The following is a 15,171-nucleotide window of genomic DNA, read 5'->3' on the forward strand; positions in this document are numbered from 1 at the left end:
ACGCTACAACATTCACTCCCTGCCGCGTTTCGCTGTGTGCTTTACGCTGCAAGTGGCGCGCATTCTAGGGGTGCTTTGAGAAGTCGTCAACCCCTAGATATAAATTTATTTAAATCAATGACTTCGCCCTGCTTTACGCTGCCACGGAGGCCGCAGCGCGCCTGAGCCTTGACGATTATTTTCTGACGCACATACGCGACGCGGCCCAGTGCTGGCGGCACCTCAAGGCAAAATGCCAGCAATCCGCCCTGCTCAACTGCCAAACAGCTCTATCCGGGCAAAAGCGAAGCCACTACACTCAAACGGCAAACCTTCCTGTATGAGGCGTTAACGGTGACACCACTTCTGATCACCCTGCTTATAGTAGCGGGTATCGCACTCTTGATCGTGATTGGCTACCTGAACAATGTAGTCGAGAGCAACAAGCTGGAACGAGCCCGTCTCAAGATCGAGCTGGCCGACCGCTTGCGTCGTTGTGGCGAAATCACCGAAACCTTCCCCGGCCAGTTGATGACCCCGGCACTCAAGCTGCTGCTGACCCGCCTCGAACTGAACCTGAACCAGCGCCGCCTGGCCCTGGACAAGCATAACCGTGAAATCCAGGCACGCATCAGCGAGCTCCAGGGCCTGATTGCCCTGGGCGATGGCATACCGGTGAACAACCCTCCCGGCCCGATCCAGACCGAAGCCCGCGCCAAGGATGTACGCTTTCTGCTCGAAGCCCTGCACAGCCAGGTGGTGCGCGCCTCCCAGGAAGGCTTCCTGCCGACCAACGAAGCCAAGTACTGGGTAAAGGAAATTCGCCATATCCTGGTGCTGCTGCACATCGAGTTCTTCAACAACCTGGGGCAGCATGCGCTGCAGCAGAACCAGCCGGGGCAGGCCCGCCTGGCGTTCGAACGGGGCGTGCAGTACCTGCGCAAGCAACCTGATCCGGTGCTCTACCGCGAGCAGCTCGACTATATGGACAAACTGCTGGCACGCGCCAACGCCATGGTACTGAGCCAGAACCAGCCAACCGAAGACGAGGTCAACCCACTGACCGAAGGGCTGAAGTCCGACACCGAAGAAGACTGGAAGAAGAAAGTCATCTACGACTGATTGCAACACAACCCATTCGCCAGCAGCCCCCGACAGGAGCCTTGCTGGCGAATGAGCGCAACGCCTCTACCCGCCTCAGCAGTCCGTCGAATCCAGGAAAATCCGCGCCAGACGCTCCAGCCCGGCCTGATCCTGCTCACCAAAGCGTGCAAGTACAGGGCTGTCCAGGTCCAGCACGCCGATCAGCGCACCGTCCTTGACCAGGGGGATCACCAACTCGCTGTTGGAGGCGCTGTCACAGGCAATATGCCCCGGGAAGGCATGCACATCCTCGACACGCTGGGTCTGGCGTGTAGCCGCCGCAGCCCCGCACACTCCGCGCCCGAACGGGATACGTACACACGCAACCTGCCCCTGAAACGGCCCCAGCACCAGCTCTTCACCGCGCGCCAGGTAGAAACCTGCCCAATTCAGGTCTTCGACCTGGCTGTACAGAAAGGCGGAAAGCTGCGCAGCGTTGGCAATGAAATCCCGCTCCCCGTCCAGTAGTGCCTCCAGCTGCGCCGCCAGCAGGTCATAGCCGCACTGGCCGCCCCCCACTGCATTCAAATCGATCATTACTGTTGCTCCAGCAGTTTCAGGCCCACCCAATAGCGGGCAAATTGATAGGCGCACCGGCCATTGCGATTGCCGCGGCCGGTTGCCCAGCGGATCGCGGCCTTGTCCAGCTCTTCATCCCGCGCCCAGACCAGACCTGGCGCCAGCGCCAACTGGGTGATCCAGTGCTCGACCACATCAAGGAAGTGCTCCTGGGTGAACGGGTAGAACGACAGCCACAGACCAAAGCGGTCCGACAGGGCAATCTTGTCCTCGACGGCCTCACTGGGGTGCAGCTCGCCGTCGACCATCTTCCAGTTCTCGTTGTCGCTCTGCTTTTCCGGCACCAGGTGCCGACGGTTGGAGGTGGCATACAGCAGAACGTTGTCCGGCGCCTGCTCGAGGGAGCCGTCCAGCACGCTCTTGAGCACGCGGTAGTCGCCCTCCCCGGCCTCGAACGACAGGTCATCGCAGAACAGCACGAAACGCTGTGGCAGTTTGTGCAGTTGTTCCACCACCCGCGGCAGGTCCGCCAGGTGGTCACGCTCGATCTCGATCAGGCGCAGCCCCTGTGGGGCGTACTCTGCCAGCAAGGCACGCACCAGCGACGACTTGCCGGTGCCGCGCGAGCCCCACAGCAGCGCGTGGTTGGCCGGCATGCCGTCGATGAACTGGCGGGTATTGCGGCCCAGTTGTTCACGCTGCCTGTCGACACCGATCAGGTCGGTCAGGCGCATGTCCAGGCTGACCTCGAGCGGCAGCAGAAAACCGCTGCGCCCTTCGCGCTGCCAACGGGCAGCCAGGCACTGGGTCCAATCGATGCTGGGGCGCAATGCCGGCAGCAGCGGTTCCAGACGCGCCAATACCGATTCGGCGCGCTCCAGGAAAGCATTCAAGCGAGAGTCCACGTTATGTCCTCGACACAGATTCTTGGGAAAGCCTGAATGTGCGACAGTACCTGCCAGCTACCGGGGGTGATCGGCTATGCTTGCGCAGCGCACGGAAAGTGGAACTGGCTCGGGATACATGGATATCAAGTTCACCAATCGCCTGTCTTACAAGCAAGCCCGGCTGACGGTCCTGGTCGGTTTCATCCTGGGAACATTGCTCAGTCTCATCCAGATCGGCATCGATTATGCCAGCGAAGACGCCTCTATCAATCGCGAGATGCAGGCACTGCTGCAAATCAGCCACAACCCTGCCTCGCGCATTGCCTACAACCTCGATGCGGAACTGGCCAACGAACTGACCCTGGGCCTGCTCAAATCCCCCGCCATCACCCGTGCGCGCCTGATCGACAACACCGACAGCGTGTTGTCCGATGTGCAGCGCCCGCGCGAACAAAGCAGCTATCGGATGTTGAGTGATTTTCTCTTCGGCCAGAGCCGGCAGTTCCAGGATCGCCTGATGCTCGACCAGATGCCCAGCGAATACCTCGGCACCCTGTATCTTGAAGTCGACACCTTCGCCTTCGGCAGCCGCTTTCTGAAGCGGGCCGAAGTAACGCTGCTCAACGGGTTCGTGCGCAGCCTGGTGCTGACCGGCATCCTGCTGGCACTGTTCTATTTCATGCTGACCAAGCCGCTGGTGCGGGTGATCAGCGCCCTGAGCAACAGCAATGCACGCGCGCCCAACCAGAACAAGCTGGCCTTCCCGCCCGGTCACGAACAGGACGAGATCGGCGTGCTGGTCAAGGTCGCCAACCAGCAGTTCGTGAGCATGGCCACCGAGATCCAGCAGCGGCGCAACGCCGAAAACCGCCTGACCGACTACCTCAACGAGCTGGAAAACATCGTTTCGGCCCGTACCAACGAACTCAAGTCCAGCAACACCCGCCTGAGCCAGTCCAACGAGGAACTGGAGCAGGCGCGACGCCGAGCGCTGGACATGGCCCAGGCCCGTGCCGCATTCCTGGCCAACATGAGCCACGAGATCCGCACCCCGCTCAATGGTCTGCTGGGCATGATCGCGCTGTCGCTGGACAGCCCGCTCAACGCCGAACAACGCCAGCAGCTGTCCATCGCCCACGACTCGGGCAAGGTACTGGTGGAACTGCTCAACGATATTCTCGACCTGTCCAAGTTCGACGCCGGCCAGCTGGAGCTGGAGCGCATCCCCTTCGACCTCGGCGCCCTGGTGGAAGACACCGCCAACCTGCTGTCGCAGAACGCGGCGCCCAGCGTGGAGCTGACCTGCCTGATCGATCCGCAGTTTCCCAGCAGCGTGCTGGGTGACCCCACGCGGGTGCGCCAGATCGTCAGCAACCTGCTGTCCAACGCGCTCAAGTTCACCCGGTTCGGGCGTGTCGACGTTCGCCTGGGCACCTACCCCGGCGGCGTGCGCCTGGAGGTCTGCGACACGGGCATCGGCATCCCGCTGGAAGCCCAGGTCAGGATCTTTCAGCCTTTCACCCAGGCCGGTGCCGGCATTACCCGCCAGTATGGCGGCACCGGCCTGGGCCTGGCGCTGACCCGCAATCTTTGCGAAGCCATGCAGGGGCGCCTGAGCATTAGTTCGGAAGCTGGCTTCGGCAGCCAGTTCAGTGTCGAGCTGCCGCTGGCCTCCCACACCCCGGCGATTGCACCCGCCCCCCTGCGCGGCAAGGTGGTGGCGATCAGCAGCGCCAGCAGCGGCCTTGCCGAACTGCTGCAGAGCCTGCTGCCACGTTGGGGGCTGACGTACTCGCGCCATGACAGCATCGACAGCCTGGTCGACCTGGAGCCCGACCTGCTGGTCACCGACAACCTGGATGGCCTGTTCGGCCTGCGTCCGTCACTCAAGGCGCCAATCCTGCTGGTGACCGCCTATGGCAACTTCCTGCCGGGGGAAGAAGCCGCCCAGTTGGCACCGCTGCAGCAGCAGGCCCGCCCGCTGGCCCGCAACGCCCTGTACCAGACCTTGCAGCGCATTCTGCAGGGCAGTGACGATGCAGGCCCGGTCGCCCAGGCGGGCACCCAGACCAGCGAGCGTCGTGCCCGCATCCTGCTGGTGGAGGACAACCCGGTGAACCAGCTGGTCGCCAAGGGCATGCTGGGCAAGCTGGGCTGCGAGGTGATCGTGGCCGCCCACGGCGGGGAGGCCCTGGAGCAGTTGGAGCAAGCCGCCTTCGACCTGGTGCTGATGGACTGCAACATGCCGGTGATGGACGGCTACGAGGCCAGCCGGCGCATACGCCAGAGCGGACGCTGGCCCGACCTGCCCATCGTGGCACTTACCGCCAACGCCATGCCCGAGGAGCGCGAACGCTGCCGGGCGGCAGGCATGAACGACTACCTGGCCAAACCCTTTCGCCGCGAAGAGTTGCTGGCGCTGATCGATCACTGGGTGCCGCCAACAGCCCCTGAAACCTAGCGCAGCAGCTTTTCGATATCGCCCGCCAGCGCCTCGGGCTTGGTGCTGGGCGCATAACGGCTCACGGCACCCGACTGCGGATCGACCAGGAACTTGGTGAAATTCCACTTGATCGCCTGCGAACCGAACAGGCCGGGAGCCCTCTGCTTGAGCGCGGCGAACAGGGGATGCGCGCCCGCCCCATTGACCTCGACCTTTCTGAACAGGGGAAAGCTCACGCCAAAGTTGGCTTCACAGAACTGCGATATCGCCAGCTCATCGCCCGGCTCCTGCTTGCCGAACTGGTTGCAGGGAAAGCCCAACACCACCAGGCCGCGCTCGCGATAGCGCTGCCATAGCGACTCCAGGCCCTTGTACTGTGGCGTGAACCCGCACTGGCTGGCGGTATTGACCACCAGCACCGCCCTTGCCGGGTAATCCGCCAGGGTTTTCTGCTCGCCCCGCAGGGTGGTGCAGGGAATATTGAGCAAACTGTTGTCGGCCATGACCGCGTCTCCTGCGTTCGGGTGGGTTACTGTCGCGGCACCAGGTCAAGGCACACCGAGTTGATGCAGTAGCGCAGACCGGTGGGCGGCGGGCCGTCGGGAAACACATGGCCCAGATGGGCATCGCAAGTGGCGCAGGTGACTTCGGTGCGAATCATGCCATGTGAGGTATCGCGGATCTCGACCATCGCGTTGTCGGCGATAGGCTCGTAGAAGCTGGGCCAGCCGCAGCCGGAGTCGAACTTGGCTCTGGAATCGAACAGCGGCTTGTTGCAGCAGATGCAATGGTAGACGCCATCGGTGCGGGTGCTGTTGTACTTGCCGCTGAACGGGCGCTCGGTGCCCTTCAGGCGGCACACGTTGTACTGCTCGGGGTCGAGCATCGCACGCCATTCTTCCAGGGTTTTCTCGATCTTTTCCATCACCAGGCCTCGCTGAATTAAAAACCCCGCACTGCGTCTTTTCGACAACGCGGGTGGCACGTATTATTGCGCCTCATCAGACGTCAGTCTGGCACCCGCGTTACACGCATTTCAAACGTTTTCACAGCGCAATGCGCGGCGATCTTTTCTAATCGGGATCACATCATGCAGGTCAGCAAATCGAACAAGCTCGCCAATGTCTGCTACGACATTCGCGGCCCGGTGCTCAAGCACGCCAAACGCCTGGAGGAGGAAGGCCACCGCATCCTCAAGCTGAACATCGGCAACCCGGCGCCCTTTGGTTTCGAGGCGCCCGACGAGATCCTCCAGGATGTGATCCGCAACCTGCCCACCGCCCAGGGCTACAGCGACTCCAAGGGCCTGTTCAGCGCGCGCAAGGCGGTGATGCAGTACTACCAGCAGAAGCAGGTCGAAGGTGTCGGCATCGAGGACATCTACCTGGGCAACGGCGTGTCCGAGCTGATCGTGATGTCGATGCAGGCCCTGCTCAACAACGGCGACGAGGTGCTGATCCCGGCCCCGGACTACCCGCTGTGGACCGCTGCGGTGAGCCTGGCCGGCGGCAACCCGGTGCACTACCTGTGCGACGAGCAGGCCGACTGGTTCCCCGACCTTGCCGACATCAAGGCCAAGATCACCCCCAACACCAAGGCCATGGTGATCATCAACCCGAACAACCCCACTGGCGCGGTGTACTCGCGCGAGCTGCTGCTGGGCATGCTGGAAATCGCCCGCCAACACAACCTGGTGGTGTTCTCCGACGAGATCTACGACAAGATCCTGTACGACGATGCCGTGCACATCTGCACCGCCTCGCTGGCCCCCGACCTGCTCTGCCTGACCTTCAACGGCCTGTCCAAGTCGTACCGGGTGGCGGGCTTCCGCTCCGGCTGGCTGGCGTTGTCCGGGCCCAAGCAGCACGCCCAGAGCTATATCGAAGGCATCGACATGCTGGCCAACATGCGCCTGTGCGCCAACGTGCCGAGCCAGCACGCCATCCAGACCGCACTGGGCGGCTACCAGAGCATCAATGACCTGGTGCTGCCGCCAGGTCGCCTGCTGGAGCAGCGCAACCGCACCTGGGAGCTGCTCAACGACATTCCAGGGGTCAGCTGCGTCAAGCCGATGGGCGCCCTGTATGCCTTCCCGCGCATCGACCCGAAGGTCTGCCCGATCTTCAACGACGAAAAGTTCGCCCTCGACCTGCTGCTGTCGGAAAAACTGCTGATCGTGCAAGGCACCGCCTTCAACTGGCCGTGGCCCGACCACTTCCGCGTCGTGACCCTGCCACGTGTCGATGACCTGGAGCAGGCGATCGGTCGCATCGGCAATTTCCTCAAGACCTACCAGCAGTAAGCCCGAATGCCTGCCTGCGCCAGCCCTGGCGCAGGCCACGGGCCAACCTCAAGCCTGCCGCTCTGGCTCGCGCACCTGGCATTCTCCGCGCCTGCCCGCACAAGTACACAGTTTGAAATAGTCGCCCGGTTGAATACACGGAGCGCGCACCTTATATACCCCGCATACGCAAGCTTTCTATCCGTCAGGAGAACGTAACAACCATGATGCGCATTTTGCTGTTTGTGGCCACCAACCTTGCGGTCGTGCTGATTGCCAGCATCACCCTGAGCCTGTTCGGCTTCAACGGGTTCATGGCGGCAAACGGGGTTGACCTCAAGCTCGACCAGTTGCTGATTTTCTGCGCTGTGTTCGGCTTTGCCGGCTCGCTGATCTCGCTGTTCATCTCCAAGTGGATGGCGAAGATGAGCACCGGTACCCAGATCATCACCCAGCCGCGCACCCACCATGAGCAATGGCTGCTGCAGACCGTCGAAGAGCTTTCCCGCCAGGCAGGCATCAAGATGCCCGAGGTGGGTGTCTTCCCGGCCTACGAGGCCAACGCCTTCGCTACCGGCTGGAATCGCAACGATGCGCTGGTCGCGGTCAGCCAGGGCCTGCTCGAGCGTTTCTCGCGTGATGAAGTACGCGCCGTGCTGGCCCACGAGATCGGCCACGTCGCCAACGGCGACATGGTGACCCTCGCGCTGGTACAGGGTGTGGTCAACACCTTCGTGATGTTCTTCGCACGCATCATCGGCAACTTCGTCGACAAGGTGATCTTCAAGAACGAAGAAGGCCAGGGCATTGCCTACTACATCGCGACCATCGTTGCCGAACTGGTCCTGGGTATCCTGGCCAGCATCATCGTCATGTGGTTCTCGCGCAAACGCGAGTTCCGCGCCGACGAAGCCGGCGCCCGCCTGGCCGGCACCAACGCGATGATCGGCGCGCTGCAGCGCCTGCGTTCTGAACAGGGCGTGCCTGTGCACATGCCTGACACCCTGAATGCCTTCGGCATCAATGGTGGCCTGAAGCAGGGCCTGGCAGGCCTGCTGATGAGCCACCCGCCGCTGGAAGATCGTATCGAAGCCCTGCGTCGTCGCGGCTAAGCGAGCAGCAGGCAAACAGGAAGGGCGACCCACGGGTCGCCCTTTTTCATTTCAGCGTTGCAGACGGTACACCCGCTCCACCAGCCGATCAGCACCCGCCTTGATGAACCTGGGGCTCTGCGCCAACACGTCGTCCTGCGCGGCGATCGCCAACTGCCAATGCTCGCCGAACAGGCACTCGACCTCTTCATCGGGCACGGCAAAGGGCGGACCGTCAGTGACCGCCTGATCGTAGTCCAGAGTGATCAACAGGCCCTTGCAAGGCGACGGCAGGAGCTGCTGCAGATGCGCCACATACCGCTCGCGCATGGCAGGCGGCAAGGCGATGATCGCGGCACGGTCGTAAAGGCCCGTACAGCCCCGCACGTCACCCGCGGTCAGTGCGAAGAAATCGCCACACCACAACTCGATGCCCTCGCTGCGGTAGACCGTGAAGGCCCCCTGCTGCGAAACCTGCGGCTCCCGCTCATGCTCGGAAAAAAAGTCCTTCACCGCCCGCTCGGACAACTCCACCCCCAGCACGTCGTGGCCTTGCGCGGCCAGCCACGCCATGTCCAGGCTCTTGCCGCACAGCGGCACCAGTACACGGGCACCAGGCGCAATGCCCAGTGCGGGCCAATGCTGCTGCAGATACGGGTTGACCTGCTGCTGGTGAAAGCCGATCAGATCGTTCTCCCAGCGGTTGTGCCAGAACGCGGGCTGCATAACCTTACCTCGATAAATTCGATTAAATACCGCAAAAACTTATATTAGATTTAGATCAATGATCTGCCTGAAGATGGCTGCATATTAACCTTCAGGACCACCCCGATGCTGCCCAGCCTGTTTATCTCCCACGGCTCTCCCATGCTGGCACTGGAACCGGGTGCCAGCGGCCCGGCACTTGCGCGCCTGGCGGCGCAACTGCCGCGCCCCAGAGCGATCGTCGTGATGTCTGCGCACTGGGAAACCACCGAACTGCGCGTGACAAGCAACCCGCACCCACCCACCTGGCACGACTTCGGCGGCTTTCCGGCCGCCTTGTATGCCGTGCAGTACCCTGCCCCCGGCGACCCACAGCTCGCCGAACAGGTAAGGCAACGGCTCAATGAAGCCGGGCTGCCCACAACACTCGACGCCAAGCGGCCTTTCGACCATGGCGCGTGGGTGCCCCTGTCGCTGATGTACCCGGCGGCGGACATACCGGTGGTGCAGGTATCACTGCCCAGCCAGCACGGCCCGGCGTACCAGCAACAGGTAGGCCAGGCACTGGCGGCCCTGCGCGAGGAAGGCGTGCTGCTGATCGGCTCCGGCAGCATTACCCACAACCTGCGCGAACTCGACTGGCATGCCGGCCCCGAGAGCGTAGAGCCCTGGGCACTGGCGTTTCGCGACTGGATGATCGACAAGCTGGCTGCGGGCGACACGCCGGCCCTGCATGACTATCGCCGGCAGGCGCCGTTTGCGGTGCGCAACCACCCGAGCGACGAGCACCTGCTGCCGCTGTACTTTGCCCGCGGCGCGGGCGAGCGGTTCGCGATCGAGCACCAGGGCTTTACCCTGGGAGCACTGGGAATGGATATCTATCGGTTCGACTGAGGCGGCAGCCCTTTCCCCGGCAAGGCCGGCCCTACAGGCGGAACAGGTCGCCCAGGCAAAAAAAATCCCCGAACCAGTCGGGGATTTTTCATTTCACTCGAAGATCAATCTTCGCGATAACGACGCAGCTTCAGCTGCTTGCCGGCAACGCGAGTGTCCTTGAGCTTGGTCAGCAGCTTCTCGAGGCCATCTTCCGGCAGCTCGACCAAGCTGAAGCTGTCGCGCACCTGGATGCGACCGATCGCTTCGCGGGCCAGGCCGCCTTCGTTGAGGATCGCACCCAGCAGGTTCTTGGCCGCGATACCGTCACGCGCACCCAGCGCGGTACGGCAACGTGCACGACCTTCACCCAGTGGCATCGGCGCGCGACGCTCACGCTCGCCACGCTCGGAGCGCTCACCGGCAGGACGATCACCACGCGGGGCCGAAGTCGGCACCAGCGGCTGCTCTTTCTCGACGGCTTCCAGGGTCAGCGCCTGGCCATTGGTGGCCTTGCGCAGCAGGGCCGCGGCCAGGGCACGCGGGCTGCAACCGATGTCGGCAGTCAGGCGGTCGAGCAGATCACCGTGGGTAGCTTCTGCATCGGCAACCAGCGGCGCGAGGCTGTTGGTGAGCTTCTTGATGCGCGCGTCCAGTACGGCCTGGGCGTTGGGCAGACGAACTTCGGCAACCTTCTGGCCAGTCACACGCTCGATCACCTGCAGCATGCGGCGCTCACGCGGGGTGACCAGCAGCAGTGCACGACCTTCGCGACCGGCACGGCCGGTACGGCCGATACGGTGAACGTAGGACTCCGGATCGTACGGCATGTCGACGTTGAACACGTGGGTGATGCGCGGTACGTCCAGACCACGGGCAGCGACGTCGGTAGCGACGACGATGTCCAGGCGACCATCCTTGAGCGAGTCGATGACGCGCTCACGCTGGTTCTGGGCGATGTCACCGTTGAGCGCGGCAGCCTTGTAGCCTTTGGCTTCCAGGGCGCTGGCCAGGTCCAGGGTGGCTTGCTTGGTACGTACGAAGGCGATCAGTGCATCGAACTCTTCGACTTCCAGCAGGCGCAGTACCGCCGAGACCTTCTGGTCGGCGTGGACCATCAGGTGTGCCTGCTCGATGGCAGTCACGGTCTGGGTCTTGGTCTGGATCTTGACGTGTTTCGGGTCACGCAGGTGACGCTCGGCGATCGCACGGATCGACTGCGGCAGGGTGGCCGAGAACAGTACGGTCTGGCGGGTTTCCGGCATGGCCTTGAAGATGACTTCCAGGTCGTCCATGAAGCCCAGCTTGAGCATTTCGTCAGCTTCGTCGAGCACCAGGTGATTGACGGTAGCCAGCACCTTCTCGTCGCGACGCAGGTGGTCGCACAGACGGCCAGGGGTAGCGACGACGATCTGCGCGCCGTTACGGATTGCTTTGAGTTGTGGGCCCATCGGGGCACCACCGTATACCGCTACCACGGTAACGCCCGGCATCTGCTTGGCGTAGGTTTCGAATGCGGTAGCTACTTGCAGCGCCAACTCACGGGTTGGCGCCAGGATCAGGGCTTGCGGCTCGCGCTTGCTCGGGTCGATGCGGTGCAGGATTGGCAGAGCGAAGGCAGCGGTTTTACCGGTACCTGTCTGCGCCTGACCGATCATGTCATGACCGGCAAGAATAATCGGGATCGATTGCTGCTGAATGGCCGATGGCTCTTCGTAGCCAGTGGCGATAACGGCGGCAACAATACTTGGATGAAGATCGAGAGCGGCGAAGCCGCCGGTTTCCTGGGTCATGGGTCTGCCTCTAAGTGCATCCGCAAAGACCCATGCTCCAAAGCTGCACATGCCTTGTAAGACCCGAAGGTCACCCTGGCAGCTTTGTCGGCGGGGATTTGCGAAAACGATTGAAGAAAAAAAGGAACGTCAAGGCAGAGTCCGCGGTGCGGACGCGCAGCCGAAGCTGGCTTCGGGGAATTGCACTACCTGAACGAGGTCCGGTAAAAGACCGGCGCGTACTATACCTGATTTCCTGCATCGCGTGAGACTTTTTTACAGGGAAGAGAAGCCCGGAGGCCTCGAATCGACAGCCCTTGCCGATGATCGAGGCCCACGCGTCTGTTGGCGGCGCGGCCGGAGCTGAAACGTTTTATTCAAGATGCCGGTCGGATCACCTCGATCAGGCGCTGCAGGGAGTAACCCAGGCGCGGTTCAAGAGCCCGGGCGCGCGCGGTGAGCGCCTCCCGGTCGAGGGTCTGGTCGAGGTCGGCGGGCACCAGCAGGATGACGTTGCCCTCCTTCACCGGCAGCTCCCAGTAATGGCGGTGATACAGCCCGCGCAACAGCGCAGCGCCCAGCGGCTTGCCGTCATCGGTGGCCCACTGGTTGATGACCAGCCAGCCGCCGGGGTTAAGGCGCTTCTGGCAGTCTTCGAGAAACTTCCAGGCCAGGTGGCCGACGCCGGGCCCGTGGTCGGTGTAGAGGTCGACGAAGATCAGGTCGGCAGGCTCGGCCGTCTCCAGCAGCTCGACCGCATCACCCACGCGGATGTAAAGGCGCGGATCATCGTCCAGCCCCAGGTACTCGATGGCCAGGCGCGGCACCTCGGGACGCAGCTCGATGGCCTCCACGTCCTCCAGGGGCAGGAACTTCAGGCAGGCCTGGGTCAGGGTACCGGCACCCAGGCCGAGAAACAGCGCACTTTCAGGCTCGCAGTGGCACAGCGCGCCCACCAGCATGGCGCGGGTATAGTCGTACTCCAGCCAGCTCGGGTCGGCAGTGAATACGCAGCTCTGCTCGATGGCCTCGCCAAACTCGAGAAAGCGGTAGTCCTCGACTTCCAGCACGCTGATGGTGCCGAACTCGTCGTGCACCTGCGCCAGCAGCCGCTCTACCCGTTCCTCTGTCATGCTCTCTCCCGACACCTGCATGTGCCCAAGCAAAAACGACCATTGTCCGTCAATACAGGCGATGCAACAAGGCAGGGTCCAGGTGTTAGCATGTTCACAGCCCTTTTCCGATAGAAACCGAGCCTGTGATGAGCCAACCCTGGAGTCCCGATAGCTGGCGTGCCCTGCCGATCCAGCAGCAACCGCACTACCCCGATGCAGCGCACCTGCTCAAGGTCGAGCAGACCCTGGCCAGCTACCCGCCGCTGGTGTTCGCCGGCGAGGCGCGCGAGCTGCGCCGCCAGTTCGCCGAAGTGACCGAAGGCCGTGCCTTCCTGCTGCAGGGCGGCGATTGCGCCGAAAGCTTTGCCGAGTTCTCGGCAGCGAAAATCCGCGACACCTTCAAGGTGCTGCTGCAGATGGCCATCGTCATGACCTTTGCCGCCGGCTGCCCGGTGGTCAAGGTGGGGCGCATGGCCGGGCAGTTCGCCAAGCCGCGCTCGTCCAATGACGAAACCATCGGCGAGGTGACCCTGCCGGCCTACCGGGGCGACATCGTCAACGGCATCGGCTTCGACCCTGCCAGCCGCGTGCCCGACCCGGAGCGCCTGCTGCAGGCCTATCACCAGTCCACCGCCAGCCTCAACCTGCTGCGCGCCTTCGCCCAGGGTGGTTTCGCCGACCTGCACCAGGTGCACAAGTGGAACCTGGACTTCATCGCCAACTCGGCGCTGGCCGAAAAGTACAGCCAGCTGGCCGACCGCATCGACGAAACCCTGGCCTTCATGCGCGCCTGCGGCATGGACAGCTCGCCGCAACTGCGCGAAACCAGCTTTTTCACCGCGCACGAGGCGTTGCTGCTCAACTACGAGGAAGCCTTCGTGCGGCGCGACAGCCTGACCGGCGACTACTTCGACTGCTCGGCGCACATGCTCTGGATCGGTGATCGCACCCGTCAGCTGGACGGCGCCCACGTGGAGTTCCTGCGCGGGGTGAACAACCCGATCGGGGTCAAGGTGGGCCCGAGCATGAACACCGAGGAGCTGATCCGCCTGATCGACATCCTCAATCCGGCCAACGACCCGGGCCGGCTCAACCTGATCGTGCGCATGGGGGCCAACAAGGTCGGCGAGCACCTGCCGGGGCTTATCCGCAGCGTCGAGCGCGAGGGGCGCAAGGTACTGTGGAGCTCCGACCCGATGCACGGCAATACCATCAAGGCCAGCAGCGGCTACAAGACCCGCGATTTCGCGCAGATCCTGGGCGAGGTCAAGCAGTTCTTCCAGGTGCACCAGGCCGAAGGCAGCCATGCCGGTGGCATTCACATCGAGATGACCGGTCAGAACGTCACCGAATGCATCGGCGGCGCCCGGCCGATCACCGAAGACGCGCTGTCGGACCGTTACCACACCCACTGCGACCCGCGCATGAACGCCGACCAGTCGCTGGAGCTGGCGTTCCTGATCGCCGAAACGCTCAAGCAGGTACGGCGCTGACACCTGCACGGCCCTCGACGGCCGTGCCGGCTCGACCCGCGGCGGGCTTCAGACCCTGAAGCCCAGCATCAACGCGCACACCACCAGAAACACACAGAACAACGAGCGCAGGACCTTTTCCGGTAGCGCATGGGCCAGCTTCACGCCCCAGCTGATACTCAGCAAGCCGCCCAGTGCCAGTGCGATGCCCATGTTCCAGTCCACATGCTGGTGCAGCCCGTAGGTCAGCAGCGTGACCGAGGTACTGGGCGCCGCCAGTGCCAGCGACAGGCCCTGGGCAACCACCTGGGTGGTGCCGAACACACTGGTCAGCACCGGTGTGGCGACCACCGCGCCCCCTACCCCGAACAGCCCGCCGACCACACCGGCACCCCCGCCCAGCACACCCAGCCAGGGCCAGGGCTGGCGCAACTCGGTCGAAGGCGGCGCGTTGCGAGTGAACATGCGCACCAGGTTCCACACCGTCAGCGCCACCAGAAACACCACGAAGCCGACGCGCATGGCCTGTGCATCCAACCCCACCGCCCAGATCGAGCCGAGCCAGGCGAACACGAAGCCGGCCAGCGACAAGGGCAATGCATGACGCAGCTCGATGCGATTGCGCTGGTGATAGCGCCACAGCGCCAGCAACACGTTCGGCACCACCATCACCAGCGCGGTGCCCTGGGCCAGTTGCTGGTCAAGGCCGAACAGCACGCCCAGCACGGGGATCGCGATCAGGCCGCCGCCGATCCCGAACAGCCCGCCCAGGGTACCCAGCCCTGCTCCCAATACGATGTACATCAACCACTCGACCATGCTCGCCTCTCTGCTCTGCAATAGCGCCATGCTACCGATGGCGGGCTAGCGGGGAAACGCACAGCAACGCAC

General features: G+C 63.2%; 13 protein-coding genes and 1 pseudogene. 6 read left to right on the top strand and 8 right to left on the bottom strand.

What is annotated here, in order from left to right; genetic code table 11:
* Positions 1-333 precede the first annotated feature (333 nt).
* Positions 334-1,101 carry a hypothetical protein gene (locus DN388_RS00400; RefSeq protein WP_043862749.1) on the top strand — a complete coding sequence of 256 codons (768 nt, stop codon included), beginning with the start codon at positions 334-336 and terminating at the stop codon, positions 1,099-1,101.
* 75 nt (positions 1,102-1,176) lie between these two features.
* Here DN388_RS00400 and DN388_RS00405 read toward each other — a convergent pair whose 3' ends face one another.
* Both DN388_RS00405 and DN388_RS00410 read right to left on the bottom strand, forming a co-directional pair.
* Entirely contained in the window at positions 1,177-1,659 is a 483-nt protein-coding gene (locus DN388_RS00405) for a GAF domain-containing protein (protein ID WP_054915824.1), read from the bottom strand.
* Positions 1,659-2,546 (bottom strand): ATP-binding protein, encoded by an 888-nt coding sequence (locus DN388_RS00410; RefSeq protein ID WP_058541064.1) that lies wholly within the window; start codon positions 2,544-2,546, stop codon positions 1,659-1,661. The genes DN388_RS00405 and DN388_RS00410 overlap by 1 nt, the downstream gene beginning before the upstream one ends.
* Before the next feature lie 76 nt (positions 2,547-2,622).
* Here DN388_RS00410 and DN388_RS00415 point away from each other — a divergent pair, with 76 nt between their 5' ends.
* Positions 2,623-4,989, top strand: coding sequence for a response regulator (locus DN388_RS00415; RefSeq protein ID WP_081315148.1), 2,367 nt, complete (start codon positions 2,623-2,625; stop codon positions 4,987-4,989).
* On the opposite strand, the gene DN388_RS00420 is transcribed toward DN388_RS00415, so the two are convergent.
* Both DN388_RS00420 and msrB read right to left on the bottom strand, forming a co-directional pair.
* Positions 4,986-5,474: a glutathione peroxidase gene (locus tag DN388_RS00420; protein WP_043862745.1), complete on the bottom strand. Its 489-nt coding sequence runs from the start codon at positions 5,472-5,474 to the stop codon at positions 4,986-4,988. The genes DN388_RS00415 and DN388_RS00420 overlap by 4 nt on opposite strands.
* A gap of 26 nt (positions 5,475-5,500) precedes the next feature.
* Positions 5,501-5,896, bottom strand: coding sequence for a peptide-methionine (R)-S-oxide reductase MsrB (gene msrB, locus DN388_RS00425; RefSeq protein WP_043862744.1), 396 nt, complete (start codon positions 5,894-5,896; stop codon positions 5,501-5,503).
* 165 nt (positions 5,897-6,061) lie between these two features.
* Here msrB and DN388_RS00430 point away from each other — a divergent pair, with 165 nt between their 5' ends.
* Together DN388_RS00430 and htpX are read left to right on the top strand one after the other, a co-directional pair.
* Entirely contained in the window at positions 6,062-7,273 is a 1,212-nt protein-coding gene (locus DN388_RS00430; protein WP_043862743.1) for a pyridoxal phosphate-dependent aminotransferase, read from the top strand.
* A gap of 203 nt (positions 7,274-7,476) precedes the next feature.
* Positions 7,477-8,364: a protease HtpX gene (gene htpX / locus DN388_RS00435; RefSeq protein ID WP_043862742.1), complete on the top strand. Its 888-nt coding sequence runs from the start codon at positions 7,477-7,479 to the stop codon at positions 8,362-8,364.
* A 51-nt stretch (positions 8,365-8,415) separates the two neighbouring features.
* On the opposite strand, the gene DN388_RS00440 is transcribed toward htpX, so the two are convergent.
* Positions 8,416-9,069 carry a thiopurine S-methyltransferase gene (locus DN388_RS00440; protein ID WP_254996307.1) on the bottom strand — a complete coding sequence of 218 codons (654 nt, stop codon included), beginning with the start codon at positions 9,067-9,069 and terminating at the stop codon, positions 8,416-8,418.
* Between the two features lie 105 nt (positions 9,070-9,174).
* On the opposite strand from DN388_RS00440, the gene DN388_RS00445 reads away from it, so the two are divergent.
* Positions 9,175-9,942: a class III extradiol ring-cleavage dioxygenase gene (locus DN388_RS00445; RefSeq protein WP_054915826.1), complete on the top strand. Its 768-nt coding sequence runs from the start codon at positions 9,175-9,177 to the stop codon at positions 9,940-9,942.
* Between the two features lie 104 nt (positions 9,943-10,046).
* Here the strand turns inward: DN388_RS00445 and DN388_RS00450 are convergent.
* Positions 10,047-11,748 (bottom strand): annotated as a pseudogene (locus DN388_RS00450) (DEAD/DEAH box helicase).
* Positions 11,749-12,070: 322 nt separating this feature from the next.
* Positions 12,071-12,826, bottom strand: a complete 756-nt coding sequence (locus tag DN388_RS00455; protein WP_043862738.1) for a spermidine synthase — start codon at positions 12,824-12,826, stop codon at positions 12,071-12,073.
* 128 nt (positions 12,827-12,954) lie between these two features.
* Between DN388_RS00455 and DN388_RS00460 the strand changes: the two genes are divergently transcribed.
* Positions 12,955-14,301: a class II 3-deoxy-7-phosphoheptulonate synthase gene (locus DN388_RS00460; RefSeq protein WP_054915827.1), complete on the top strand. Its 1,347-nt coding sequence runs from the start codon at positions 12,955-12,957 to the stop codon at positions 14,299-14,301.
* A gap of 48 nt (positions 14,302-14,349) precedes the next feature.
* Here DN388_RS00460 and DN388_RS00465 read toward each other — a convergent pair whose 3' ends face one another.
* Positions 14,350-15,099 (bottom strand): sulfite exporter TauE/SafE family protein, encoded by a 750-nt coding sequence (locus DN388_RS00465; RefSeq protein WP_043862736.1) that lies wholly within the window; start codon positions 15,097-15,099, stop codon positions 14,350-14,352.
* Between the last annotated feature and the right edge of the window lie 72 nt (positions 15,100-15,171).

The sequence above is a fragment of the Pseudomonas sp. S12(2018) genome (assembly GCF_024355235.1).
Classification (GTDB): domain Bacteria; phylum Pseudomonadota; class Gammaproteobacteria; order Pseudomonadales; family Pseudomonadaceae; genus Aquipseudomonas; species Aquipseudomonas palmensis.

Bases quoted from the DNA above. Each gene is read 5' to 3' on its own strand.
- DN388_RS00405 (WP_054915824.1), bottom strand. From the start codon at position 1,659: ATGATCGATTTGAATGCAGTGGGGGGCGGCCAGTGCGGCTATGACCTG.
- DN388_RS00415 (WP_081315148.1), top strand. From the start codon at position 2,623: ATGCTTGCGCAGCGCACGGAAAGTGGAACTGGCTCGGGATACATGGAT.
- DN388_RS00420 (WP_043862745.1), bottom strand. From the start codon at position 5,474: ATGGCCGACAACAGTTTGCTCAATATTCCCTGCACCACCCTGCGGGGC.
- msrB (WP_043862744.1), bottom strand. From the start codon at position 5,896: ATGGAAAAGATCGAGAAAACCCTGGAAGAATGGCGTGCGATGCTCGAC.
- DN388_RS00430 (WP_043862743.1), top strand. From the start codon at position 6,062: ATGCAGGTCAGCAAATCGAACAAGCTCGCCAATGTCTGCTACGACATT.
- htpX (WP_043862742.1), top strand. From the start codon at position 7,477: ATGATGCGCATTTTGCTGTTTGTGGCCACCAACCTTGCGGTCGTGCTG.
- DN388_RS00440 (WP_254996307.1), bottom strand. From the start codon at position 9,069: ATGCAGCCCGCGTTCTGGCACAACCGCTGGGAGAACGATCTGATCGGC.
- DN388_RS00445 (WP_054915826.1), top strand. From the start codon at position 9,175: ATGCTGCCCAGCCTGTTTATCTCCCACGGCTCTCCCATGCTGGCACTG.
- DN388_RS00455 (WP_043862738.1), bottom strand. From the start codon at position 12,826: ATGACAGAGGAACGGGTAGAGCGGCTGCTGGCGCAGGTGCACGACGAG.
- DN388_RS00460 (WP_054915827.1), top strand. From the start codon at position 12,955: ATGAGCCAACCCTGGAGTCCCGATAGCTGGCGTGCCCTGCCGATCCAG.
- DN388_RS00465 (WP_043862736.1), bottom strand. From the start codon at position 15,099: ATGGTCGAGTGGTTGATGTACATCGTATTGGGAGCAGGGCTGGGTACC.